The 25,527-nt window shown below is 46.2% G+C and carries 14 protein-coding genes; 9 read left to right on the forward strand and 5 right to left on the reverse strand.

The genetic code is table 11. The features are described from left to right. Positions 1-305: 305 nt before the first annotated feature. The 6 genes from CPIN_RS15520 (at position 306) to CPIN_RS15545 (ending at position 9,572) form a co-directional block, all read left to right on the forward strand. Complete coding sequence (locus tag CPIN_RS15520) at positions 306-497, forward strand: hypothetical protein (protein WP_012790764.1); 192 nt, start codon at positions 306-308, stop codon at positions 495-497. A gap of 82 nt (positions 498-579) precedes the next feature. Beyond that, complete coding sequence (locus CPIN_RS15525; RefSeq protein ID WP_012790765.1) at positions 580-1,122, forward strand: RNA polymerase sigma-70 factor; 543 nt, start codon at positions 580-582, stop codon at positions 1,120-1,122. Positions 1,123-1,250: 128 nt separating this feature from the next. After that, the gene (locus CPIN_RS15530) at positions 1,251-2,201 is read left to right on the forward strand and encodes a FecR family protein (protein ID WP_012790766.1); all 951 of its coding nucleotides are present in this window, start codon (positions 1,251-1,253) and stop codon (positions 2,199-2,201) included. Positions 2,202-2,458: 257 nt separating this feature from the next. Beyond that, a complete protein-coding gene (locus CPIN_RS15535; RefSeq protein WP_187294771.1) occupies positions 2,459-5,824 on the forward strand; it encodes a TonB-dependent receptor in 3,366 nt (1,121 codons plus the stop codon). Positions 5,825-5,845: 21 nt separating this feature from the next. Further along, the gene (locus tag CPIN_RS15540; RefSeq protein WP_012790768.1) at positions 5,846-7,312 is read left to right on the forward strand and encodes a RagB/SusD family nutrient uptake outer membrane protein; all 1,467 of its coding nucleotides are present in this window, start codon (positions 5,846-5,848) and stop codon (positions 7,310-7,312) included. Between the two features lie 73 nt (positions 7,313-7,385). Continuing rightward, the gene (locus tag CPIN_RS15545) at positions 7,386-9,572 is read left to right on the forward strand and encodes an alpha-N-acetylglucosaminidase (protein ID WP_012790769.1); all 2,187 of its coding nucleotides are present in this window, start codon (positions 7,386-7,388) and stop codon (positions 9,570-9,572) included. A gap of 56 nt (positions 9,573-9,628) precedes the next feature. Here the strand turns inward: CPIN_RS15545 and CPIN_RS15550 are convergent, their stop codons facing one another. Next, positions 9,629-9,997, reverse strand: a complete 369-nt coding sequence (locus tag CPIN_RS15550; protein WP_012790770.1) for a winged helix-turn-helix transcriptional regulator — start codon at positions 9,995-9,997, stop codon at positions 9,629-9,631. Positions 9,998-10,106: 109 nt separating this feature from the next. Between CPIN_RS15550 and CPIN_RS15555 the strand changes: the two genes are divergently transcribed. Continuing rightward, complete coding sequence (locus CPIN_RS15555; protein WP_012790771.1) at positions 10,107-11,051, forward strand: CE1 family esterase; 945 nt, start codon at positions 10,107-10,109, stop codon at positions 11,049-11,051. A gap of 5 nt (positions 11,052-11,056) precedes the next feature. On the opposite strand, the gene CPIN_RS15560 is transcribed toward CPIN_RS15555, so the two are convergent. Beyond that, positions 11,057-14,752 carry a glycosyltransferase gene (locus CPIN_RS15560; protein WP_012790772.1) on the reverse strand — a complete coding sequence of 1,232 codons (3,696 nt, stop codon included), beginning with the start codon at positions 14,750-14,752 and terminating at the stop codon, positions 11,057-11,059. 43 nt (positions 14,753-14,795) lie between these two features. Then, positions 14,796-15,947 (reverse strand): glycoside hydrolase family 2 TIM barrel-domain containing protein, encoded by a 1,152-nt coding sequence (locus tag CPIN_RS15565; RefSeq protein ID WP_187294772.1) that lies wholly within the window; start codon positions 15,945-15,947, stop codon positions 14,796-14,798. Positions 15,948-16,437: 490 nt separating this feature from the next. On the opposite strand from CPIN_RS15565, the gene CPIN_RS15570 reads away from it, so the two are divergent. Beyond that, on the forward strand, positions 16,438-19,986 hold the full coding sequence (locus tag CPIN_RS15570; protein WP_012790774.1) for a GMC family oxidoreductase N-terminal domain-containing protein: 3,549 nt from the start codon (positions 16,438-16,440) through the stop codon (positions 19,984-19,986). 164 nt (positions 19,987-20,150) lie between these two features. Beyond that, positions 20,151-21,173, forward strand: coding sequence for an SDR family oxidoreductase (locus CPIN_RS15575; protein WP_012790775.1), 1,023 nt, complete (start codon positions 20,151-20,153; stop codon positions 21,171-21,173). Between the two features lie 211 nt (positions 21,174-21,384). Here CPIN_RS15575 and CPIN_RS15580 read toward each other — a convergent pair whose 3' ends face one another. Both CPIN_RS15580 and CPIN_RS15585 read right to left on the reverse strand, forming a co-directional pair. Next, positions 21,385-22,884 carry a PepSY domain-containing protein gene (locus CPIN_RS15580; RefSeq protein ID WP_222838210.1) on the reverse strand — a complete coding sequence of 500 codons (1,500 nt, stop codon included), beginning with the start codon at positions 22,882-22,884 and terminating at the stop codon, positions 21,385-21,387. A gap of 68 nt (positions 22,885-22,952) precedes the next feature. Further along, a complete protein-coding gene (locus CPIN_RS15585) occupies positions 22,953-25,373 on the reverse strand; it encodes a TonB-dependent siderophore receptor (protein ID WP_222838211.1) in 2,421 nt (806 codons plus the stop codon). Positions 25,374-25,527 lie beyond the last annotated feature (154 nt).

Raw genomic sequence — 25,527 nt, forward strand, 5'->3', positions numbered from 1 at the left:
TTTTCTTAGAAAAAATACCGGCTGCAAAAGTAATAGAAATTCGCATTAGGCAGCGCATCAGGCGCTATTTTACTTTTCCCCGGTAAATAACTGAAAATGAATAGAACGAATGATTAATCATTTAATAATCACATTGTTATATGTATTATTGGCATTAGGATCCCTGCTTTTATATTCCGTGCATTCATCGTAAAATGTCACCGATCCCGCCAGGGATGATGTAATGGATGCGCCGATATATTAGTTTTGTTTGTATTATTGCAGGTTGGTACTGGCTGTCTGATATGATAAACAGGAGGGACTTTATGCCATCCGGGATCAAATATCTGACATTCGACAACTGCGATTTCAGTGGTGTTATTTTCTGTGATAACGACCTTTTTTACAGTAAAATGAATATCAGACCTGCATCGGCTCCTGTTATTTCAGATGATGAAGAACAGAACGTTGTCTGCGAGATAACGAAAATAAAGCCTTCCAAAGCGGTACAGCCTTGATTAAATTTATGTTTTGCCGGTAAGCGGTGTATTGGATTTGAAAATTATTATTGGTACTTTGAGTTACTTTTTACCGGCGCCTATGTCATACAGCGTATTGGAGGACAATGAACTATTGAACAGGGTCAGGCTTTCTGACGCAAAAGCCTTCGACGAAATTTACCTTCGCTACTGGCGTAAATTATATGCATTGGCGTTTTACCATCTGAAAGATAGTGAGGCAGCAGAAGATATTGTCCAGGAGATATTTACAAGCCTCTGGGCTGCCCGCGAACGCTCCGATATTAAATACCTGTATACCTATCTCGCTACGGCTACCAAATATGCCGTTTTTCATCATTTTGCCCAGCCATCCAACAGTACTGCTTCCCTGGAAGAGCTCTTGTCATTGCCGGTAGAGCAGCCTTCCGCCGAAAGCAGATTGTTACAGGATGAGATCAACCGGGAAATTAACCGTTTACCGGAAAAATGTCGCCTCGTGTTCCACTACAGCAGGGAAGAAGGACTGGGAAATAAAAATATCTCCGAGAAACTGAACATCTCCACAAAAGCGGTCGAAAAGCATATTACGAGGGCGCTCCGTCAGTTACGTGTACAACTGAAACACATGGTCTGGTTCCTCTGACCGGAAGCATTCAAAAAATATTTTTTCAGGAGAGGTAGGGTAGGGTCGCCTTTTTTACACTATTACTTAGAACACGGTTTGCTGTGCTTTGTCAGGAAACGTTTCTTATCTGTATTTACTATGAAATTATGACCAAAGAACAGCTGACTGATCTGACTGCTAAGTACCTGAAAGGTACTGCCACTCCTGAGGAGCATGCCTTGCTGGAAAAATGGTATTATTCCTTTAATCAGCAGGAATTGAGCATCAACCTGCCAGAAGAGGACGAAGCTGCGCTGGAGGCAAGGATGAAGAAGCAGATCGATCAGCGGGTAAAAGCCCATCATCGTTCACGACGGTCATTGGTAAAACGCTTATCAGCATGGCAGATGGCGGCAGGCGCATTGCTGCTGCTTACAGGAGGATTGCTCACTGTGTTTTTCAGCAACAGAGCCGTTTATAAGGCACTACGGTATCCACAGCAGATCGTGCTGAAAGATGGAAGTAAGGTGTGGCTCAATGCTGAAACCCGCCTGGTATATACAGATTTTCCGTTTTTCAACGAACGCAAACTGGATCTGACAGGGGAAGCCTATTTCGATGTAGCCAGCGATCCGGAGAAGCCCTTTATCATACAGTCGGGTAGTATGACGACACAGGTACTGGGCACCGCATTCAATATCAAAGCTTATCCTGACGAGCCTTTTTATATCACGGTAACAAGTGGTAAAGTCAGACTGGAGGACAAACAAACAAAAACAGTTACTGTACTGACATCTAATAAACAACTGAAATATGCGAGCCAGCATCCACCGGTACTGAAGGAAGTAGTATCAGCCAACGCACATGCCTGGACAAGCGGACAACTGGAGTTTTATGATCAGTCTTTCGGGGAAATAGCCCGGGCCATCAACAGAAAATATCATGTTAAAGTAGTATTCGCCAACAACACGTTAGAGCAGTGTATGATCACTGCCAGTTTTGAGAAAGAATCAGCAGTATCCCGTGTGATAGATCTACTTTGTAAGATCAATAATACAACATATACCTTCAGTGCAGACAGTAGCATTGTGACGCTGGAAGGAAAAGGTTGTCAGTGAGTGAAACAGAAACCACGGGTTGTCATGTAATTAAGGAAGAGAAAAACCATCTGGACATATATGCCGCAGAGTATAAACAGTACGTAATATAAACAAAACGTCCCTGCACCTGAGTACAGGGGACGCCTGTACAGGGTATTTCATGTCGCCAAACCTGCATACCCTGGATTCATTATTTACTAACAACAAATCGTATTAAAGTTATGGAAAAAACAGCGCATACACGGGGCTCGTGTATCCAATTCTTATTATTTCTCATGCGATGTTCGGTTTATATATTGATATTTGCCTTTACCTTTTCATTTTCTCTGTTCGCCAATAATACCGACGGACAGGATATCAGAGAAGTAAAGATCAACCTGACTGTCAGCAATATGAAGCTGTCAGCCGTTCTGGAAAGGATCCAGCAGATGACGCCTTTCCGTTTTGTTTACAATTCCTCCCACATCAAGGCGACTGCACCCGTAAGTATGCATGTCAGCAATATGCCGGTGGACAAAGTCCTGGCACAACTGCTCAATACCTCTGATTTTAGTTTCGAACAGAATAAAACACAGATCATTATTACCCGGAATACCCGGAGCGTGATGGCTGATATGGCGCTGGAAGGCGATATGTTGTCACTGCCGGTGGATACCGCTATCACTGTAAAAGGTAAGGTAAAAGATGATAAAGGCCAGCCGCTGATCGGTGTTACCGTAGGCGTAAAAGGCAAAAACAGGGGTGTAACTACTGACGCTACTGGTAGCTTCTCTATCAGGGTTGAAAACAATGACTCGCTGGTATTCAAGACTATCGGATTCTCTCCGGTGACTGTCAGCGCGCTCTCCAACCTGAATAATATTACCCTGTCCACCAGTACTACCAGTCTGAATGACGTAGTAGTAGTGGGTTATGGTGTACAGACAAGACGCGACCTGACCGGTACTATCTCCACCGTAAAAGGCGCAGATATCAAAAACCTGCCGGTGAGTGATGCCGCACAGGCCATTCAGGGCCGCGTAGCTGGTGTCGATATCGTTCGTTCGGATGGATCTCCTGGTACGACGCCAAGTATCCGTATCCGTGGTACAGGTACTATCAATAACTCAGAACCGTTGATCGTGATCGATGGTGTGCCTGCTGCCTCTTCCGGCCTGAGTGATATCAATAATAATGATATCGCTTCCATGGAAGTACTGAAAGACGCTTCTTCTTCTGCTATCTATGGTACCCGCGCTGCTAACGGTGTAATCATCATTACCACTAAGAAAGGTACTTACAACGAAAAGCTGAATACCTCCGTAAACATCTATCGTGGTGTATCTAACGTGCGTAAATATCTGCCGCTGTTAACTGCGCCTGATCTCGTAAAACTGAAACAGGAACGTTATACCAATGATGGTTTGTCCGTACCAGCTATCTGGCAGGATCCATATTATGCGGTACAGCGTAGCGACTGGCAGAAAGCATTATTCAATACCGGTCACGTGACCAATGCGGATGTGTCTATCAAAGGCGGTAGTGCATTTTCCAACTACCTGTTCTCACTGGGCTACTATGATGAAAAAGGATTGATCACCAATACCTATTTCAAACGTTTCACCGTACGTATCAATTCCGAACACAGGATCAACAGCCGCCTGAAAGTAGGGGAGAACTTACAACTGACCGCCCGTAAGGGTAATTCACTGGATACCTATTCCTCACAGACGGGTCTTATCTTCAGCGCCCTGCGTTTCAACCCTGCTATTCCTGTGAAGGATGAAACAGGTAACTACGGATCCGCTCAGGGCAGCAATGAACTGGGTGACATCAACAACCCGGTATATACCGCTGAAACAACAGATGCGTGGATTAAGAACTATCGTATCCTGGCAAATGCTTTTGCAGAAGTAGAGATCATCAGAGACCTGAAACTGCGGCTGAACTACGCATTTGACGGAACGCTGAGCAACTCTTTCAGCTTCCTGCCTAAGACACTGACACAGGTACGTACCCGTGACGATGCAGAATTAAACCAGGCGAATACAAGTACCAATCAACACCTGGGAGAAGCTTTCCTGAGTTATAATAAGACCCTTGCACAGAAACATCAGATATCCTTAACAGGCGGTGTTTCCTACCAGAAATATACAGGTAGCTATTTCAACGCACAGCGTAATGGCTTTGATGATGAATCTCCTTATGTACTGGTGCTGGACAATGGTTCCATCGTATACAATGCCGCTGGTAACTATTATGCTACCAACATCCTGGCATCCGGATTTGTAAGAGGTTTCTATAGCTTTAAAGGCAAATACCTGCTGACCGCTACTATGCGTGCAGATGGTTCTTCCAGATTTGCACCGGGTAACCGCTGGGGCTATTTCCCTGCTGTATCTGCAGGATGGCGTGTTTCTGATGAAGCCTTCTTCAGGAATAACGTACATGCTGTCAGCAATCTGAAACTGACAGGTGGATGGGGCGTACTGGGTAACCAGAACGTGACCGAATTCCAGTACTTAGCTACCGTGGTTAAAAACCGTAAGTATAACTTCGGTGATGTGCCTTATACCGGGATCTGGAATTCCAGTCTTGCGAACAACGCTATTACCTGGGAAAAAGCACACATGACCAACATCAGCATGGAGATCGGATTCCTGAACAACGCGCTGAATGGTACCATCACTTACTTTGACAAGAATACCATCGACATGCTGGTACCTGCTGCAAAGCCGGACCTGCACGGTACATCTACAGTGCCTGATGAGAATATGGGCAGACTGAACAACCACGGTTGGGAGTTTGAAGTGTCCTATCAGGGTGGTAAAAAAGCGTTTACTTATTTCCTAGCCGCTAACGCCACTGTACTGAAGAATAAAGTGACCAGATTGTATTCCAGCAATTCTTATATCGGTTCGTCTAACTACGGTCGCCAGAACCAGGAAATCTCCCGTACCTACGAAGGACAGCCAATCGCTTCTTTCTACGGATGGAAAACAGCTGGTCTGTATCAGAACCAGGCACAGATAGACAACGATCCTTATATCGCTAAAGATGGCAGGAAAGCGAATATCAAACCAGGTGACGTACGTTTCGTAGACGTTAATAATGACGGTGCAATCACGGAAGCCGACCGTGTGTATCTGGGTGATCCTAACCCACGTCTGCAATACGGTTTCCAGGCAGGTGGTAACTTCAAAGGCTTTGACCTGAACCTCTCCTTTACCGGTGTAGCAGGTGTAAAACTGTATAACGCAGATAAAATGCAGGGCCTGGATCCCACCTATTCATACAATTACTATGCAGAACAGCTGAACCGCTGGCATGGTGAGGGTACCAGCAACAGCGTATCCCGTATGACCCTGAGCGATAACAATGGTAACTACCGTACGTCAGACAGGTTCATTGAAAAAGGTAACTATTTCGCCCTGCGCAACGTTTCACTCGGATATACCATTCCTGCGAAAGTATGGGGTGGCCAGTCCAATGCGCCTGGTATCCGTGTGTATGTAGCCGGACAGAATATGTTCATCATCACCAACTACTCCGGTCTGAATCCTGAACTGGGTTATACAGACGGTAATAAACAAAGAGGTGTGGACGTAGCCACCTATCCACAGGCAAGAAGTATAACATTTGGTGCTTCAATGAATTTCTAAGCTTCATTTAACCAATGAACCATGACAACAAAAAATCGTTATAAACTTTTAATTATAGCTGCGGTACTGTTCACTTCCATGACTTCCTGCGATAGCATCCTGGACGTAACACCGAAAGGCACCTATACGACCGCTACCTACTGGCGTAACCAGTCAGACGCAGTTAATGGTATTACCGGTATTTACAACGTACTGCTGGAAGAAGATTTCACGGGACATGCCGAGTTTACCTTTGATGATCCTTCTGACGATCAGTACCGTGCAGGTGACCATTCTGAAGATGTAGCCATCGAAAACCTTACCTACGATGCAGCAAATGCACAGGTCCGTTTCGGCTGGAAATGGAAATATGAAATGATCAACCGCGCAAACAGTGCGTTGATATACATTCCAAAAATCACTTCCATCGACGAGGATATTAAAAACCGTTGTCTGGGTGAAGCACGTTTCCTGCGTGCATTTGCATACTGGAGACTGATGCTGGTATACGGAGAAGCGCCGGTAGTATCAGAAGACGATGTACTGACAGGTAATTATAACAAACCGAAAGTAGGTATAGACAGTCTGCGCTCCATGATCCAGACGGACCTGCTGGCAGCGGCAGACTTACTGCCGGATAGTTATGAAGGTGCTGACAGAGGTCGTGTATCAAAAGGTTCCGCATGGGGCTTACTGTGTAAGTTGTATATGTACTGGGAAAAGCTGGATCAGGCAATCATCTATGGTGAGAAAGTGATCAACAGCGGTAAGTACAATCTTGCGCCGACTTATGTAGCGAACTTCACACCAGAAACAAGTAACAATGATGAAATGCTGTTTGCCGTGCAGACAAGCGATACCTGGGGTTACTCAGATTTCACTACTTACTATACACCGCGTGAATGGAACGGATGGAACTTCCACCAGCCACTGAAGCAACTGGTAGATGAATTCGAACAGAATGATGCGCGTAAGGCAGTATCGATCATGTCTCCTGGTGATAAGATCAATATCGGTTCTTCTATCGCCACATACAATGCAAACATGTCAGAGACCGGTTATCACTTCCGTAAATTCTCTTACTGGAAACCTAACGGTGGTCTGAACTATTCCCTGAAAACGCCTTTATTGAGAACAGCAGATATCATGTTGCTGGTAGCGGAAGCGAAGATCCGTACCGCTGGTGCGGGTGCAGGTGATACAGAGATCAATAAAGTGCGTAAAAGAGCGGGCCTGGGCGATGTAAGCGGCGCAGGTATGCCAGCCGTTATCCATGAACGTCGTATGGAACTGAGTGGTGAAAATGAACGCCATCAGGACCTGATGCGTTGGGACAAAGCAGGTCTGCTGGATATTACCACTTACTATAATAAGCCCAAATATGGCAGAGATGGTAATATCCTGGTGCAGGCACGTAATTTCATCAGACCTAAGCATTATTATTTCCCATTGCCCCAAACAGAGATTGATAAGAGCAATGGTGTACTGAAGCAAAACGAGAATTACTAACACAACTATCATTCATCAATCTGAAGGAAAATGGCTGGTTTCATCCGCCATTTTCCTTTAAAGTAGTTTCTTCATGCAATTGAAAAAGATCATTGCTGCCTTGTTGCTCAGCACCGCGGGATTACCTGCGTTTGCACAGCTGGACAAGGCCGCTACGGAGGCGTTTTTGAAAAGGGTAGTAAAGGACAGGGCTACCGCATTTACCTGCGAATACCTGCCTGCGGATAACGGAAAGGATGTATTTGAAATAGAAAGTAACGGCAGCCGTATTATGTTGCGCGGAAACAACGGCGTGAGCGTAGCATCAGCATTGAACTACTATCTCAGAAATTACTGTAATTCAATCATTACCTGGAACGGCACCAACCTGCACCTGCCGGCTGTATTGCCGGTTGTGAAAGAGAAAGAGCATCATGTGACGCCGTACAGGTACCGTTATTATATCAACTACTGTACATTCCAGTACAGCATGAGCTGGTGGAACTGGGAGAGATGGCAGCAGGAAATAGACTGGATGGCGATGAATGGTATTAACATGCCATTGGCGCTTACCGGTGAAGAAGCGATCTGGCAGGAAGTGTATAAAGAGATGGGCTTTACGGATGCAGAACTGGACAAGTTCTTCAGCGGACCCGCTTATTTCTCCTGGCTCTGGATGGGGAATATCGATGCATGGGGCGGTCCATTGCCACAACACTGGAAAGACAGCCATAAGGTATTACAGCAACAGATACTGGCCGCAGAACGTAGTATGGGTATGTTGCCAATATTACCAGCCTTTACCGGACACGTACCGCCAGCCTTTAAAGATAAATATCCGAATGAGATCGTAAAGCCGACTAACTGGGACGCTGGTTTCCCGGATGTATATATCCTCGATCCAAACAGTCCGATGTTTGACAAGATCGGGAAGAAGTTCCTGGAAGCACAGACCAAAGCTTTTGGTACTGATCACTTTTACTCAGCGGATACCTTCAATGAAAATGTGCCGCCTTCGAGCGATTCTTCATTCCTGGATGCCATGAGTCGTAAGGTATATGCGTCTATGGCAGCTGCTGATCCGAAAGCCGTGTGGGTAATGCAGGGATGGATGTTCCATTATAATGCGAGTTACTGGCATCAGCCACAGATCAGAGCCTTGTTAAATGCAGTGCCTGATGATCATATGATCGTACTGGATCTGTATAGTGAAAGTCATCCTGAATGGAGGAATACACAGGCTTATTACGGCAAACCATGGATCTGGAATATGCTGCACAACTTTGGTGGTAATACCGGTATGTGGGGTGGAATGGATGCCGCTGCACACGATCCGGCTACTGCGTTGCATGATCCTGCTTCCGGAAAGATGTCGGGTATTGGTCTGACGCCGGAGGGCATTGAGCAGAATCCTGCGCTGTACCAGCTGATGATTGATAACGTTTGGAGAGATCAGCCGATCAACGTAGATACCTGGCTGCAATCGTATGCAAAACAACGATACGGTGCAGAGAATGAGGCAGTAAACAAGGCATGGCAGATCCTGTATCATACCGTGTATATTGGCGGTCCGACAGAAGGCGCGCCGGAATCGATCATTGTTGCAAGACCAACACTGGATATCGCAGCAGAGAGAGTAAAGACCAAACTTGAATATGATCCTGCCAAAGTAGTACCGGCATGGGATCTCTTCATCAATGCAGCCGCACAGCTGAAGCCAACAGAAGGATTTAAGTATGACCTGGTAGACCTGACCCGTCAGGTGCTTGGTAACTATGCCAGTCCATTACAACAGCGTGTAGCGACTGCTTATCGCAATAAAGATCTGGCGGCATTTAAACAATACAGCACACAATTCATCGGACTACTGGATGACATGGATATGCTGCTGGGGACTCAGGAAGGATTTCTATTGGGCAAATGGGTAAGCGATGCGCGCAGTAATGGTATTACGCCGGCAGAGCAGGACCTGTATGAGTTCAATGCAAAAGACCTGGTGACCTTGTGGGGGGATAAGGATAGTCCGGTACACGAATATTCAAACCGTCAGTGGAACGGGCTGATTAAAGGCTTTTATAAGCCTCGTTGGCAGCAGTTCTTCACTTTGCTGGAGTCCAGCCTCAAAAAGGGCGAAACAGCCGATTTAAAGGCATTTGAAGAGCAGGTGAAGGCATTTGAGTGGAAATGGGCGAACGGGCATGATAAATATGCCGTAAAGCCACAGGGAGACGCCGTGAAAGCTGCCGTTCAATTACACAAGAAATATCGTAAGATGATGTAATAAAGATTTTCTGTTTTAATCTAGGCCGTTCCCCATTCTTGGGGGGGCTATTTTTTTCAATCTTTATGCATGATCTTTTTCTTATGCATGGTGCCCCATTCATTCAGCGAGGAGATGACATTCAGCAGTGTGTGACTGTACTCCAGCAATTCATATTCTACCAGCAATGTGCTGGATTCACTACGTTCAATTCTGCGGACGAAACCGTTCAGTTCAAGATCTTTCAGATCATTTGACAAGACCCTGGCAGAAATACCGTTTAAAGCCTTCTGCAATTCGTTAAAACGTTTCCTTCCATTGGAAAGTGCGATGATAATCCGCAGTTTCCATTTTCCTCCGATGACATACAGGGCGTCTCCCACAGCATTGATCATCTCTTCACATTGCTGATCGGATAACGGATCCTTAAAATTACACTCGTGCATAGTTCAGGCAGTTACTTCAAGGTTAGCGCTAACCTTTAACTTATCAATACGAAAGCGGGAACTAATGTACATAAGTTTGCGGCATTACAGGAAATTAAAACTATCAGCAATGTATTTACTAAAGATTGGATGTATCAGCCTGGCCGTATTACTGGTCATCATCGCCGCTTTGTACAGTTACTATGTCTATACGCCCATACCTAAGACGCCCCCGCTCAGCGCAACTATCAGAACATCTAAAATTAAGGTGGGCGAACTGGAACGTAGCTTCCTTTCATATGTGCCTGCTAAAGCACCCGATCATCCGGCACTTGTCATTATGTTACATGGTTCCGGTCTGGACGGGAAGCGTTTCAGGGAATGGACCGGTTATAGCTTCGATCAGCTGGCAGATAAACATGGCTTTCTTGTCGCTTATCCCGACGGTTATAAAGGCAACTGGAATGATTGCCGTATCAATGCTCCTTTTGAGGCAAAACAGTTGAATATTGACGATATGGGCTTTTTGCATACATTGATCGCATACTATGAACGTCAATATAATATTGATCCGGCAAAGGTGTTTGTGTTTGGCTATTCCAACGGCGGACAAATGGCTTTCAGACTCGCTATGGAAACACCTGAAAAGGTAGCTGCTATCGCAGCAGTGTGTGCCAGTTTACCGGATGCCGCTACCTGCTCATGTACGATGCAGGGCGCTACTCCACCAGTACTGCTGATCAATGGTACAGCCGATAAGATCATTCCTTATAAGGGAGGAGAAGTAACGCTTTTCTTTAAGAAAGTAGGCATCGGTATTTCTGCGCCTGCTACGGCAAAACATTTTGCAGACAGGAACAACGCTGTAGAACAACAACCTGAAACCACATCAGGAACGATCTCTCAGCGTACATGGATAAAAGAAGGACATGCCTTTGTAAAACTGATCAGTATATCGGGTGGTGGGCATACCGTCCCTCAGCAGACATTCAGGTTCCCAAGGTTGTTGGGGATGACTTCTACGGCGTATGATAGTCCGTCTGAAGCCTGTCACTTCTTCGGATTAGATAAATAAAGCGTTTATTTTATCAGTGGCGTATTCAGATTGGAAAGGGCGGTCGTTACATATTGTCCTTTCCCCGCTACAAGATACAGCCGGTATAGTTCCGGCGATTCGGGGATATGCAGGTGGAGCACCGGGCCGCTGCCTGCATGTTCCATATAAATACCATTTTCCCATCCATCTGTTTTGTAGAGGTACCACTCAAAATGTAGTGAGGGATCGAAGTAGCCGTCCAGGTTCCATTGTCCTTTTTCCGATATCAGTGCACTGTAAGTCAGTACAGCCCCGGGATCAGTCACCTTTGCCGGTTTCAGTATTTTTATCGCAGGTAATGCAGGTGCATCAACGCTGCCATGCCAGTATTGCGCAAGACGTACCGCATCGGGTTTGTAGTGGCCATACAGGTCCGTCAGCCCATTGAATGTGATCGCGTCTCTTGTTTGCGCATCCTGCCAGGCATCAATAAAAACCGGTCCTTTTCTGTTGGAGGATATATAGTTGTCCGCATTGATACCGCTGAAGAAGTACGGTATATCTGTAACGGTAATACTGCCACCGCCAGGATCTTTGGGAGATACAAGTCCTATTGCAGAGAGTTCCGGAATGGCGTCCGCGATCGTTTGTACGGTGAGCGAGAAGCGGTGTCCCTCAGGTACATCGAGTGTAACTGGTCTGCCGGGATCGACTGCTTTTATCTGCCGTACCAGCTTGCGCAACCAATGGATATACTGGTCCTGGTGATAGAGCAATGAAGGCGCAATGTAGCTATCGTCCAGTGCTTCCCAGTAATTATTCCCCAGGTGCCAGCCGATGATATTGTTGTTGTCTTTGTTTTTGCGGACGGTATTCACTACTGAACGGATATAGGCTTCCGGCCATTCTTCAAGCCCCTGCTCAATGGTGGGTTCCGGTAGCCAGAAACCGTATTGTATCTGCATACCCAGATCCGCAGCAACGGAAAAAATATTGTGATCATATACACCTGGACCATAGCGTCTGATCGTATTGATACCGATACGTTGCATGGATTGGAGATCTGTCATCACTTCCTTTCGCGTCAGCGTATGATGGTTCCTGAACCAGGGGATTCCCTTTGAATAGATAACACCTCTGATGGTATCGCTCAACAGGGTGTTTTGTCTATGCTTCACCACATTAACGGCAGGCAGCATAACCGGTCTGTTTATCGGAGCAGCACTGTTTTTCTGCAGATCATTGAGCAGTGACAATGGTGCAGAAGGTTCCAGCAGTTCCCAGTTCAGCATGTCTACATGGGTATTGCCGACAGTGTTTTTATCGAAACTGCTGTTGAAAAGAATAGTGGCTTTTACCTCCGGAAAATGATCTGTAATATCCGCAAATGCGTCCTGTAACCAGCCGCTTTGTCCGGGCTCTCTGGCCAGAGAACCTGTTTCTGCGATCATCACCGGCAATCCTGAGCGGAAAAGTGCCTGTGTATGAAATGGCTGGTACAACTGACTGAAGTTGTACCATTGTCCGTCGGGATTTAGTCTGCCGTAATTAAGCATCGTAACAGCCAGCCAGTCAACATATTCTCTGCCGGGGAAATACCTGTTTGCTGCCGTTGCTTTCCATGGGTTCCATACCCATACCACATTTCTGGCCCCTGCCCGCTGGAAGAAGTCATGCACATATCTCCATGCGGCAATATACTCTGCGGCTTTGTTATGTCCTTTTGTTGACCATGGATAAGCAGGATTGTCCGGCTCATGTGCAAAGCGGATGAATACAGGCCGGCGCAAGGCAATGATACGTTGTGTGAACTGTTGCAGGTAGCCATCAAAATTGCCGTTGCTGATATGTGTCATTATCTTCAGCTCATTACGCAGTTCGTCGTCTTTAAACTGATCTTTAAAAAGAGCGGCCCAGGGTTCCCAGGTGATCATCGGAACAGCATGAAAGGAATAAATCTCATTCATAAGTGAATCATCTGGCAGACAGGCAGGCATATCTCCCCAGGGGATGTAACAGGAGATGATATTAAACGGGGTTCCTTTCACGGCAACGTAATGCATTACATGCTCCATGGCCGTCATGCCGCTGGAATCTGCCGGACTGAATATCCCTGTATAGAAGACGTCTTCTTTGTATGCGTGTGCTGACTGATAAGCAGGAGGAGGTTTATTATCCTCATAAATAAACCAGGAGGTGAAACCACAAACGATTAATGTAAGCGACATGGCAGACTTACGCATCATGACATACACACCGTGTCTGAACTTCCAGAGTCTTACTTTAACTGCATAGTAATGATGATATATAACCTCCATGGTTGTTTGCGGCGCGACATTACTCATACGACCTTTCCAGATACCTGCCAGGATATTAAACAGCATGATCAGGCAGTTGATAAATGCAATGCCTGCCATCACCCATGAATAAGGATTCCAGTCCAGCCACAATCCGTATATGATGGCCGTGATTGAAACCAGCAGAACAATACCGTTAGGAATAAACAATTTCCAGCTGGTACCTTCTTTATCATCTTTGGGGGTTGGTATGTAGGGTACTTTTTTACGGATAATGGTATAGAACAGTCCTAACACATAGATCCACCAGGTGCCTATCTGTAGTAGTCCGCCGACGATATGAAACCCGCTTTCCTCTTCTGCCATTACCCAGCGTTGTACAAAATGTCTTACCAGTATCGTACTGGCCAGAAAAGGAATACTGATAATACCGAATGAAAGCAGATCGAACTGACAGGGGATGATATCCAGTACCAGCGCGAGCACCGGCACCAGGAAGTTGATAAAAGACATGACTCCTGAGCAATAATGAAAAGGGAGTGTACCATAATGCAGTTTTTGTCGCCAGGTAAATTTCCGGAACAATCTGGGATAGGTAGTGACCAGTAACTCAAACGTTCCTCTTGCCCATTTCAGCTGTTGTTTATAGTAAGCAGAGAGAGTAGAAGGCACCAATCCAAGGGTTAGTACTTCCGGTACATAGACTGATTTCCAGCCTTTGGCGTGTAATTGCATGGCGGTATGCATATCTTCTGCAAGTCCGGCAGCATGACCACCGATAGCGTCGAGTGCGCTGCGTCGGAAGGTACAGTTCGCGCCTATTGCCTGTACCGTACCGTAAGTGTTCATGGTCATCATCATGGGACCATAGAACTGAAAGGTTTGCTGGGCGGCGCCTTTGGCAATGATATTATCGCCGATATTACCATATGCCTGTACGATCTGCACAAATCCTATCTCCGGATCAATAAAGTAAGGCACTACGCGATCGAGGAATTCCGGGATCGGTACGTGATCCGGATCCATCACAACACATAGTTCGCCGGTAGCATATTGTAGGGCATTATTGATATTACCTGCTTTGGCATCTTTACGGTTGGTCCTGGTGACGTGCCGTACGCCCAGTCGTTGACATACGGCTATGAGATAGGGATCATCGGCTTCATCACAGAGCCAGGTGGTATGAGGATAGGTAATAGCCTGCATGGCGGTGAGTGTTTCTATGATCATCTCATACGGCTCTCCGGCGCAGAAGGTGGTAAATATATCTACCGTGGGATTTATTTTAGTACGGGGCCGTACGGGCATGGAGATACAGAAGTAGTGATACCATTCGTGCAGCACTTTCAGGCAAAAGTAGATAATGCCCGACATCATCAGCCAATATAGGGGTTTATTTCCTATGTTGGCAGGGTTGAAGAGGCTGTACAGGAGTATTCCCATACTGGCTATCCCGGTTACAATGATGAACCTAAGGATCAATAACTCAATGCGCGTAGGCCGGGATACGCGTGCCCGTATTTTTGTCTTTTGTTTCAATTACGTAAAAGGGGGTATTGGCAGTTGCAATATTTCCATATTTGTCATAGACCCATGAATAGATACGATAGGGGCCTTCTTTTGATGGCGAACGGAAGGTGATCCGTGCGCTGTTCTGAGGAGTAATCCCTGCATCGTAAACGTGGATGGTAGCGCTGTATCCAGGGTCAAAATCCTCGTCTGTCACTTCCCATAGAATACGGAGCCGGGAGGTATCAGTCGTTATCATTTTCAACTCAGCAGTCTGTATCGTGTCAGGAGACAGAAAGATGTTATCGATCGGTTTCTTGCCATTTATCAGCAACCTTTCTACCGCCGGTGCCGGATGTAGCGGCTGTCTGTTTGTCCAGCAGGATTCCATTTCCTGCAGGAGGGCTGTCTGAGCGCCATGCTGATCGACGATGCTGTACCAGGTAGGCGTGATTTCCGTTTTATATCCCCAGTAAAAGGTCAGTGCGCCAAGGAAACGTGGATTGTTTACCGGAAGGTATTTTGTATAGAATTCATGATAATATTTTGCTTTTTCGGTACTGGTAGGTTCAATCGGTGCGCTCCATGCCGTCGTCCGCGATTCCTGCGGAGAATAGATCCCCCATTCAGAGACGAGGAAGGGACCCTTCCATAACCAGTCATTATCCGACAGCTGCTCGTCCAGTTTTTTCAGATCGCCGAAAGTATTAAACGATAGCAGATCAAGTCCGGAGATCTTTAACCGGATGTTCATAATATTTCTGAACTGATAATTGATCATCGCCGTGGTAACAGGATGATCCGGGTCTTCGGCATGTATCATGTCGAGCAGGCGGTTATAAACGGCATAGAACCGGTTGTATTTAGGACTGTAAGGAAAGTCTACTTCGTTACCCAGGCACCACATCAGCAAAGCAGGGTGGGAGCGGTAACGTAATACGACCTTCCGGAAGGCATTATATTGTGCTTCCACTTTCTTTTCATTACGGTAAAAATGGTCCAGATACTTGCTTTCGGGAACATAAAAGCCTGCAACGACGGCAAGGTTGTTGGCAGCAGCTTCATCCAGAATTGCTTTAAGATTGGCGGTATCCCAGGTACGGATGGTATTACCTCCTATTGCTTTCAACGTGGACATATTAGTGTAACCGGCTCCTCCCTTTACCAGGAACGGGGTACTGTTTCGATATAATGTATACTTACCATTTTCCCTGGATATATACACCTTCCCGGATGGCCTGATTGTTCTATCACCTTTGCAGCCATACAGTTGGAGTAGCAGCATACAGGGGAAAAGCAAGTACCGTCTGATACGATCTGGCGTCATTCGGTAGCTGATAAGATTTTAGAACATCATCAAACATTCACTGTTGTTATAAATATAATGAAATTCGGGTGAAATTCCCGCAGTTTTATTTGTCAGCCGGTCTTCCCGACAGATAACCGGTTTTTAGTCAGGCAGCCCCTTACCTTATAAATACAAACTGGTTGGTATTGCCGGTTATAGAATAACAGGTTAACTTTATATCCAACCTCAGAAAGAGGCTCGTCGTTCCGGGCGGGCCTCTTTTAGTATTTGTGTTCAATCAGCTTTCGTTACCCCCGGTTAAATTGCCCTTATGCATATACCTGTATTGTTTTATTTCCACGGTTATGTAAAGCGGGATCCGTTGGATTATACACCACTTTTTGCCCGTATGCTCCTGGCGATATTGATCAATGCGATCCTCAGCGTGGGATTGTTCCTGCTGGCAGGACCATCGCTGCATTTCCGCACCACAACGGTATTGATCGTTATGGCTGTTGTTAACAGCCTGTTGTATGGTCCGCTAAATATATTACTCCGGAAATGTTCTTCGCTGGTCACCGCTCTGCTGGTATTCGCCCCGTTTTTTCTATATGATCTGTACCAGGAAAATCATTTCCGTCAAAGCAGCGCCCTGCATCCTGCCTGCTGGGAATACGACGGTCATTTTATATTCGCAGCGCTCCAGCCGCCGGTATTGCGGTTGTTGCTGATATTCGCCTTATATGCCCTTATTTTCGGCGTATTGTCTATCTGGTTGTACCGGATTGCGGCAAGGCTGCTGTTCGGGAAAAAAGAGGATATCACCGAACCTGATGAAAGGGCTTACAAACTGTTTTTCAGCGAAGCGCGTTCTTCCGAAAATATTCCGAAACCCCGCAGGGATTTTGCTTTTCTGGCACTGCGGATATTGGGGTCTTTCTATCTTTTTTATCTGCTGGTACTGATCATTGGCGTCCTGGGAGAACATGCCTGGCCGGGTCAGGTACAACAGTTGATAAAGATGACTTATGCTAATCCGGCATTGGCCATCAATACTTATTTTAAGATCATCCTGATGACTACGCTCGCTTTTGTGGCTGCGTATAATAAGTCTCTGCGTTATCACTGTTCTCTGGCATTATTTGCTGGACATTCAGTGTCTACCGTCTATGCGCTGGTATTCCATTATTGCAGGGCGTTGCAGGCATCGGATCCTACTAACTTTTTACTGACCTCTGCTATCACAGACGGTGCTTTGCTGGTACTGTTTGTCTGGATGGCGATAGCGTATAAAAAAGCAGCAGCAATACATGCAGCTGCGAGAGATCTGCCGATTAATTTTTCCGTACCGCTTACACTGGTGAAATACCTGTATACCGGGATGTCTGTACTCTTCATGTTATTTTGTGCAGCTATTGTACTGATTCGTTTAAAAGCATCACCAGATGGCGGAATAGGAGCCGTTTATGGAGCGCCGGATCCGATGGTCGGTAATACGGTTACCTTGTATGCCACCCTGGCTGTATTGTGTATCTTCCTGATCAATAAAGAAGCCCTACGTAATCATTTTTTTAATGCGCTGGTCATCCCATTATTGGCAGGTGGTAGTATCGCGGTGTTATGGCTGATCACCGGTGATCTGAATGGCGGCGTGTTTATCACCACCAGATCCGGCGCAGGCGTACAGGTGAACTGGTATTTCCCATTGTTTGCATTAGTACATGCTTTACTGGCTACACTGATGATCAGGATCAGAAAAATGTACTACGATATTGATTATACGACTAATACTTTAAGTCCTTCTTCTGCCATCAATGTGATGGCATTGAGCAATGCTTTTTTTAGCAGTGATAACCAGCAACAGGCAAGTGACCTGGAACTGGTTGATAAATATGCGGGTGGTATCAAAGGGCGTAAAAGAGGATTACTGAACCTGCCTTTTGCACTCTTCGAAAATGTATTGAACCTGGTCTATGGCATCCGGCCCTGTTTTTCTTCCATGCAAAGGGATGAACAACGGTACTATCTGAGCCGCTATTTCTTCCGTAATGAATGGCAGCGTAAACGGGCATTTATTCCCCCATTGGCGGAGCTGGCGTATCAGATAGGATTGTCCCTGAATTCCATCATCATGTTTGCAAATTTCTCTACTATCAATGTGCGTAATGCCATGGGGTATGTACCTGTCAATGCGAGAGATCGTACACAGGGTGATATGCCTGCTTATCCGCCGCCGCATGAAAGTATTGCACGGCTGCCGCATGATGAAAAAGATCCGGCTAATTTCAAGCCTGCCGGTATAGCGGAAAAAGAAGAAGTAGCACCGAGAGTAACCACACCTGTGAAAGAGGAAAAACTGCCACAGGAGGTGGATTATTTTATTGTCGGTTCGGGTGCGGGAGGGGCCGTGGCTGCCTACAGACTGGCATGTACAGTAGCAAATCCCGGAAGTATCCTATTGCTGGAAAGAGGAACCCGTTATCAGCCTTTACAGGATTTCCAGGATACGGAGATAGAGATGATGAAGAAGGTCTATAAGGAAGGCGGATTACAGCAGACAAAAACCTTCAGCATGACCCTTTTACAAGGAGAATGCGTAGGTGGTACGACTGTTGTCAACAATGCCGTTTGTTTTACGATACCTAATACGATCAGGGAAATATGGCAACAGCAGTATGATATAGATTTGTCCGGACTGGATATGGAATATCAACAGATTGCTGCTGAATTGTCGATTAAACCACTGGAAGCAAATGGCGTAAACAGGGAGGTTGCCGCCAGGTTCAGTCAGGCAGTTGAACGATATAACCGGACCGCCGCAGATAAGCTGATCACCACCTTTCCGGTACTGGTCAATCACCTGCATACAATGGGAGACGGTAACTGGAATTTAGGAAATAAACGGATGCGTAAGCGCAGTATGCTGGAAACCTATATTCCCTGGGCGGAATCAAGGGGCGTAAAGGTCATTCCTAATATGACGGCAGTACAGTTCATCGAAGATCCTGCACAGCCGGGAAGGGCCGGAGAAGTGATAGTACGTGCGGATAATGGCAATTTACAGCGGGTAAAAGTGAGGAAGGCGGTCATTGTTGCCGGCGGAGTGATTTCCAGCAGCCATTTCCTGATGCGCAGTGGCGTTAAGAACGAGAATATAGGTAAACGTCTGAGCTGCAATTTTGCCTTACCGGTGGCCTTTGAATTTGACCGCCCTGTCAGGGCGTATGATGGCGATCAGATCACGATGGCTGCGATGGACAGTAAGGGCAGGGCTATTTTTGAGACGTATTTCAATCCGCCTGCCTCTTTTGGTCTTAGCAGCATCCCTTTCTTTTTTGACCGCAGAGACGCTATTACAGGCCGTTATTGCTATTATCTCAACCTGGGGGCACTCATTGGTTCATCCGCTGGGGGAGAGGTGCTTAAAAAGGCTGATTTGATCAATGGACAGGCATTTGTATGGCAATTAGGTGAGGAAGATATTTCAAAGATCAAGTTTGCCATTGAAAAACTGATAGAATTAGGCCGGTTCGGGGGCGCTGTGAAAGCAGTGATTCCGACAAAGCCAGGCATCGAAATAGATCTCACCAACGAAGACGAAGTTGACCGTTTTATCGGACAATTATCCGGCTTTCCCGTAAGGATGAAAGACCTGCCCGTCAGTACAGCTCACCCGCAGGGCGGTAACCTGATGGCGGGTAGTCAGTCGCCTCACCGTACACAGCGTGTCGTAGATGAGTCTTTCTGCCTGGAGGGTTATAATAATGTGTTTGTAGCCGATGCTTCCCTGTTCCCGGTTAGTATCACCGTCAATCCCCAATGGACGATCATGGCCCTGAGTTCGCTGGCATGTAAGCAGATCGTCAGCCGGTTTAAGTAAGCATTGCCCGGAAGTGTAGCAGCTTATAAACGTTCAGCAGGTATAGTTCTCTACAGATACAATCCTGCAACGGCGAAGCTGTGATGAAGAATGCTGCTGGTATGAAATTCGGATGAAAAGATGAGGTAAGTTTTACCATTCATTACTCATTCAAAGTGTTTTATATGGACAGCAAAAATTTATATAATCGTCGTCAGGCTATCGGGGGTATCGGAGTGGGGCTGGCATCATTGATGGTCAACCCGGCATTCAGTGCCTCTTCTGCTGGTGCTACGGCAGGAAGTACGGCGGGAGCAGACGCTGGCGCAGGATTAGAAGACCCCGTTTCAAAATACCCCAAACCTCCGTTTAAAGAGCAATCTCAACCCTGGCCGGGACTGGCCGCCAAAATGGAACCCAGACCCGATCATGGTGAAGCCAGTTATAAAGGATCAAACCGGTTGGCCGGCAGAAAAGCATTGATTACAGGTGGTGATTCAGGTATGGGCCGTGCTGCCGCTATTGCCTATGCGCGTGAAGGTGCTGACGTAGCCATCAATTACCTGCCTGCTGAAGAAGAGGACGCAAAAGAAGTGGTGGAACTGATCAAAAAAGCCGGTCGCAAAGCAGTTGCTATTCCCGGTGATCTGCGGGAAGAAGCTTTTTGTCAGAAAATGGTAGCAGAGGCGGTTCGCCAATTGGGTGGCCTGGATATCCTGGTAAATAATGCAGCACGTCAGCAGACGCAGAAAAGTATCTTGGATATTACCAGTGAGGCATTTGATGCCACCATGAAGACAAATATTTATGCGCCGTTCTGGACCGTAAAGGCCGCTTTGCCACACCTGAAACCAGGTGCTGTGATTATTGCTACTTCCAGCGAACAGGCCACTGATCCTTCCGCAGAATTGTATGATTACGCACAGACAAAAGCAGCCACTACCAGCTATGTAAAATCACTGGCCAAACAGCTGGCAGAAAAAGGTATTCGTGTGAATGGTGTAGCTCCTGGTCCTATCTGGACTCCGCTGCAGGTAAGTGGCGGCGCGACTATGGAAAAACTAAAAAATTTCGGGGGAGATACGCCTTTTAAACGACCAGGACAACCTGTCGAACTGGCATCTATTTATGTACAGCTGGCAGCTAGTGATGGTAGTTATGCTACCGGTCAGATCTATGGTGCTTCCGGAGGAAACGGACAGCCTTAATCTATAGTCTGACTATAGTTATCTTACGCTTATGCTGCGTTCTGAACGAAGCACAAGCGTAAGATAACTATACTATAACTATAGTCAGACTATAGTTATAGTATAGGCTCATATACTTTAAATAAAATAGCCGCCCCGGTGAACCGGGACGGCAGTGGCAGCGACAATTCCCATCCTCCCAGAGGGAATGCCACACCAGTTATTTATACTGTTATGAGCTGATTTTTTTTGCTTTTCTTTTAATCCATTTTCCAGTGAGTACCAATCCGGTGATACTGACTAATAAGCCTCCGAAAAGGAGTAGCCACATAACTGTATCCCACAAGGGTCTTTTATATACGAGAAATCCGAAATCCAGGCTATGTAATCCATGATATAGCCAACGCTCAATACGGCTTCCTTTTTCGTGTTTCAGTGCCAGCTGGCCTGTTTTCAGATCAATGTAGTACCAGCTTTTCTCCGGATTATTCATTCTGATTCTCAGTACAGGTAAACGCTTCTCATAGGTGCGGGAATAGTAATAATTATCATAACTGTTCATTACAACTGTATCCTGTATCGCTTGTCCTGGTTGAAATGTTTGTATCTGTTCTGTCAATGCATTGGAAGAGAATATGTCAAATGGCAGTCCATCAGCCTGATCTGCGGCCAGTAAGCGGGTATGATGATAATCCTGGTAAGCGAGATAATAAGGTTTACCCAACACCTGTATCAATTGTATTTCTTTGACCGTTAATAAAGGCTTGAATACATTCCATGCTTGTGCTGGTGATAAAGTAAATGCGCTAGTGTTTAACGGTCCGCCGGATAAACGTTTGTGCTCTTCCAGTATTTTGCCGCTATCGGGACCAAAGTCAACCGGACTCATAGAAAATAAGCCACTCAGTATCCAGGTGAATATGAATATCCCAAACACAAATCCGGTGTAGTGGTGATAGCGAAACCAGGGTTTCTTATAAGGACTAAAAGCGATCGACTGTTTTTTCTTTCTTTTATAACGGATAAAACCCATTACAATACCCGTGAGGCTCATTATTACCCCAATAAGGGACACCCATATCACTACCTGACTCCATAGGGGCCGGTTACGGATCAGTACTGTCGGATAGATCCAGTGGGGAACAGGCCCTAACCAGGCCAGGAAACGTTGTCTGGCGTTCAGCATCTGTACCACTTCGCCGGTATATATGGACACATACACATACGTTTTCTCCAGATCATCCATTTTAAAACGATAGACCTGTGGCAGGTATCCCTGAGAACGATGCGCTGCCATCCACTGATCTATCTGTGTTAATTTTTCAACAGATGCCGGACGGCTCCTGCCGCCAACGAAAGCTTGTGCAATCTGGCTGGCCAGTGCCGTATCTACTTCAGGCAAAAGCTCACCATTGTCGGCAAAGACGGCCAGGTGTTTATTCTTTTGTGTAACGATCCTGTAAATAGGCCGGTTCAGTAACATACCCAATCGGATAATAGTAACCGTATCTGTAAGTTGTGCTGCTGTAATCGCCTGTTTTGCGCTGAGATGGCATTGATCCATATTCACCGCTGGTAACTGTTGCAGGCGCTGATGATATTTCATCGTCGGATAACTCACATACATCATCACAAAGCCTGAGATAAACCAGATAACAAACAGAAGACTCAATACAAAGCCCAGGTACCGGTGTAGTAGCAGAATGATTTTTTTCAGCTGTTTAATAAACATTTGAAATATAATCGGAGGATGAAAGAGAGGCATCCCCACTACTTTTACAGCAGCAGGGATGCTGGTATTCAGAGGGAATATTTAAAAGTCAGCAGATAATTCCTGGTAGCACCCGGATAGAACTGATTTGTAATAATCACATTGGCGAAGTAACGCTCGTTGGCGATATTGTTTACATTCAACCGCAGCCCAATTTTACCGGTCTGGTAGCCAATGGCTGCATCCAGTATGGTATATGCCGGCAATACATATGTATTATTACTGTTGGCATAAGTATCACTCATGTAATTCATACCCATCCCCAGACTCAGACCACGTAAGGCAGTTTGTTGCAGTTGATAGTTTACCCATATGTTGGCCATGTGTTCAGGCGCCAGCGCCACTGTTTTGCCTGCAACAGCATTGATCTCACTTCCTGCAAAAGGACGATACTTTGCTTCCGTAAATGTATACCCGGCATTGACATCAAGCCCTGCCAGCGGACTACCTTGCAATTCGATTTCATATCCTTTGGAATCCGCAGCACCAACACGTTTGTATAGACCACCCGGCAGACTCTCCACCTGGTTATTCTTTCTCATATAATAAAGCGAACCAGTGAGTGACCATGCTTTGCTCAGGTCCAGCCGGGAACCGAATTCTGCCTGGTAACCATCTTCCGGATCAAAGGTTTCACCATTAGGTGCAACCCTGCGGGAAGGTTTGAAATAGGTGGAGTAAGACCCGTATACGGACAATGCTTCAATGGGCTGATATACCAGTCCTGCGCGGTACGTGAATGCGGAAGACGGGATGTCTGTTTTGGCGCCTTTATCTGTTACATGGTGAGTTCTGTCTATCTTATTGGTATAATAAGTGCCCCTGAAGAGATCATAACGGAGGCCCGCCAATGCTTTCAGTTTATCCGATAACTTCAGCCATTCCTGTACATAGAAGCCATGTACCTGCTCTTCTGTCGCCCTGTACTGTGTCTGATAATAATCGATATTACCCTGACTCAGCACCGGATTTTGTACCGCGATCTGTGCATAAAGTCCGCTACCAGAAATATTACCGTTGTAAGTTTTACGATCTAAGATGCTGAGGGAATAACCAAACAATAATTTATGCCCGATATTACCTGTTTGCGTCGTATACGTCAGCTCCAGCTGGTTTTGCAGGGGTTTGGTGATATGATTAAAATACAGGGGAGAGGTACGTGTCAGCGAGTCCATTCCTTCGTTGAAGGTCAGTTCCTCTGTTGAAAGATAATCGATGTTATCGTAGGAGTAAGACAGTTGGTCAGACAGTACGAGTTTACTGTTGAACTGATGCGTATATCGCAGCTGGAAATCGTAGCGGGTATTCTTCAGGAAATCCGCGGGATCATTGTAACGTGTATCAACGCTCATACCCGGGGCGATCTTACCGCCTTCCATTACGGGAATACCTGCATCTGTATCATATTTGTCTTTGTTAGCGCCAACACTCAGATAGAAGTTGTCACGCGAGGTTGGTGTGTATTCTAAGGCAAGATAAGCATTGTTAGTATTGACGCCTGATTGGCGATAGCCATCTGTTTCTGATAATCCGACGTCTACTCTGTAGGCGAGTTTATTATTGATTGCACCACCTGCACCAGCACGCATACGACGGGTATTAAAGCTGCCATAAGAGGCGGAGAATTCTGCTTTCTGTTCCTTAGAAGGACGTTTGCGTACCAGGTTAATGATACCACCCAGTGCGGAATGCCCAAATAATACAGAGGCGGGTCCTTTCAGTACTTCAATACGCTCAATATTAGCCAGGTTCGTACTGGGGGCACTGGTAGAGATGTTATGACGTTCATCTCTGACACCGTCTACGAGTAACACAAAGTTGTTGAAACCACGGATAGTGAAGTGCTGGAAACCGCCATAGGTAGTATTGGCACGTACGCCTGTCGTGTTTTTTATGGCTTCTCCCAGATCGTCTGTCCCTCTTTGTTCAAGTGTACGGGCAGAAACTGCGGAGGTGGTCAGCGGTAAGTCTCTGACAGGAACCGCTATTTTATTAATACCGGCAAAGGAGGATACCTGTGCGGTACTCACTGTTACTTCCGATAGCTGGCCGGTATGGCTGTTCAGCTGAAAGGAGAGAGAGGTTGTTTGTCCGCCGGTGACAACAGCCGGGTGTTTACCAGTGTGGTAACCTACGCCGCTGGCTGCGAGTGTATATGTCCCTTCAGGGATGTTTGAAAACGTAAAGCGGCCCTCCGTATCCGTTACTGTACCATGACCGGTGCCATGTAGTCTTACGGTGATATCCGCCAATGGTTGCCCCGTTTCTGTAGTGATCTGTCCGCGCAAATCACCGGTACGAGCTGCGTTTGTCTGCGATTGTGCATGGAGTTTGTTCACCTGTAAAAAAGGATGCACCATGCATACAAGCGCACAAAGAAAAACAACCTGTAAAGAGAAAGAAAAGTAATAATGACCTGTTCTGGCATTACCTGTTGTAGAAATTTGCATTGATAGCGTTGATGAAGAATATAAAAAAAATGTTCTTCAGCACTTTACCATGCGATCGGGTACAGCTATACAGAAAAGGCCGGAGGCTTGTATAAATACACAAATAGTCCACGGGCGTAATTGTTTATTACACCCCGGCTATACACCTCCATTC

The organism is Chitinophaga pinensis DSM 2588 (genome assembly GCF_000024005.1).
Taxonomy (GTDB): Bacteria; Bacteroidota; Bacteroidia; order Chitinophagales; family Chitinophagaceae; genus Chitinophaga; species Chitinophaga pinensis.

Coding starts and splice junctions, on each gene's coding strand:
- CPIN_RS15570 (WP_012790774.1), top strand. CDS start 16,438: ATGCATATACCTGTATTGTTTTATTTCCACGGTTATGTAAAGCGGGAT.
- CPIN_RS15540 (WP_012790768.1), top strand. CDS start 5,846: ATGACAACAAAAAATCGTTATAAACTTTTAATTATAGCTGCGGTACTG.
- CPIN_RS15580 (WP_222838210.1), bottom strand. CDS start 22,884: ATGTTTATTAAACAGCTGAAAAAAATCATTCTGCTACTACACCGGTAC.
- CPIN_RS15560 (WP_012790772.1), bottom strand. CDS start 14,752: ATGGGAATACTCCTGTACAGCCTCTTCAACCCTGCCAACATAGGAAAT.
- CPIN_RS15525 (WP_012790765.1), top strand. CDS start 580: ATGTCATACAGCGTATTGGAGGACAATGAACTATTGAACAGGGTCAGG.
- CPIN_RS15520 (WP_012790764.1), top strand. CDS start 306: ATGCCATCCGGGATCAAATATCTGACATTCGACAACTGCGATTTCAGT.
- CPIN_RS15535 (WP_187294771.1), top strand. CDS start 2,459: ATGCGATGTTCGGTTTATATATTGATATTTGCCTTTACCTTTTCATTT.
- CPIN_RS15585 (WP_222838211.1), bottom strand. CDS start 25,373: ATGCAAATTTCTACAACAGGTAATGCCAGAACAGGTCATTATTACTTT.
- CPIN_RS15530 (WP_012790766.1), top strand. CDS start 1,251: ATGACCAAAGAACAGCTGACTGATCTGACTGCTAAGTACCTGAAAGGT.
- CPIN_RS15575 (WP_012790775.1), top strand. CDS start 20,151: ATGGACAGCAAAAATTTATATAATCGTCGTCAGGCTATCGGGGGTATC.
- CPIN_RS15550 (WP_012790770.1), bottom strand. CDS start 9,997: ATGCACGAGTGTAATTTTAAGGATCCGTTATCCGATCAGCAATGTGAA.
- CPIN_RS15555 (WP_012790771.1), top strand. CDS start 10,107: ATGTATTTACTAAAGATTGGATGTATCAGCCTGGCCGTATTACTGGTC.
- CPIN_RS15545 (WP_012790769.1), top strand. CDS start 7,386: ATGCAATTGAAAAAGATCATTGCTGCCTTGTTGCTCAGCACCGCGGGA.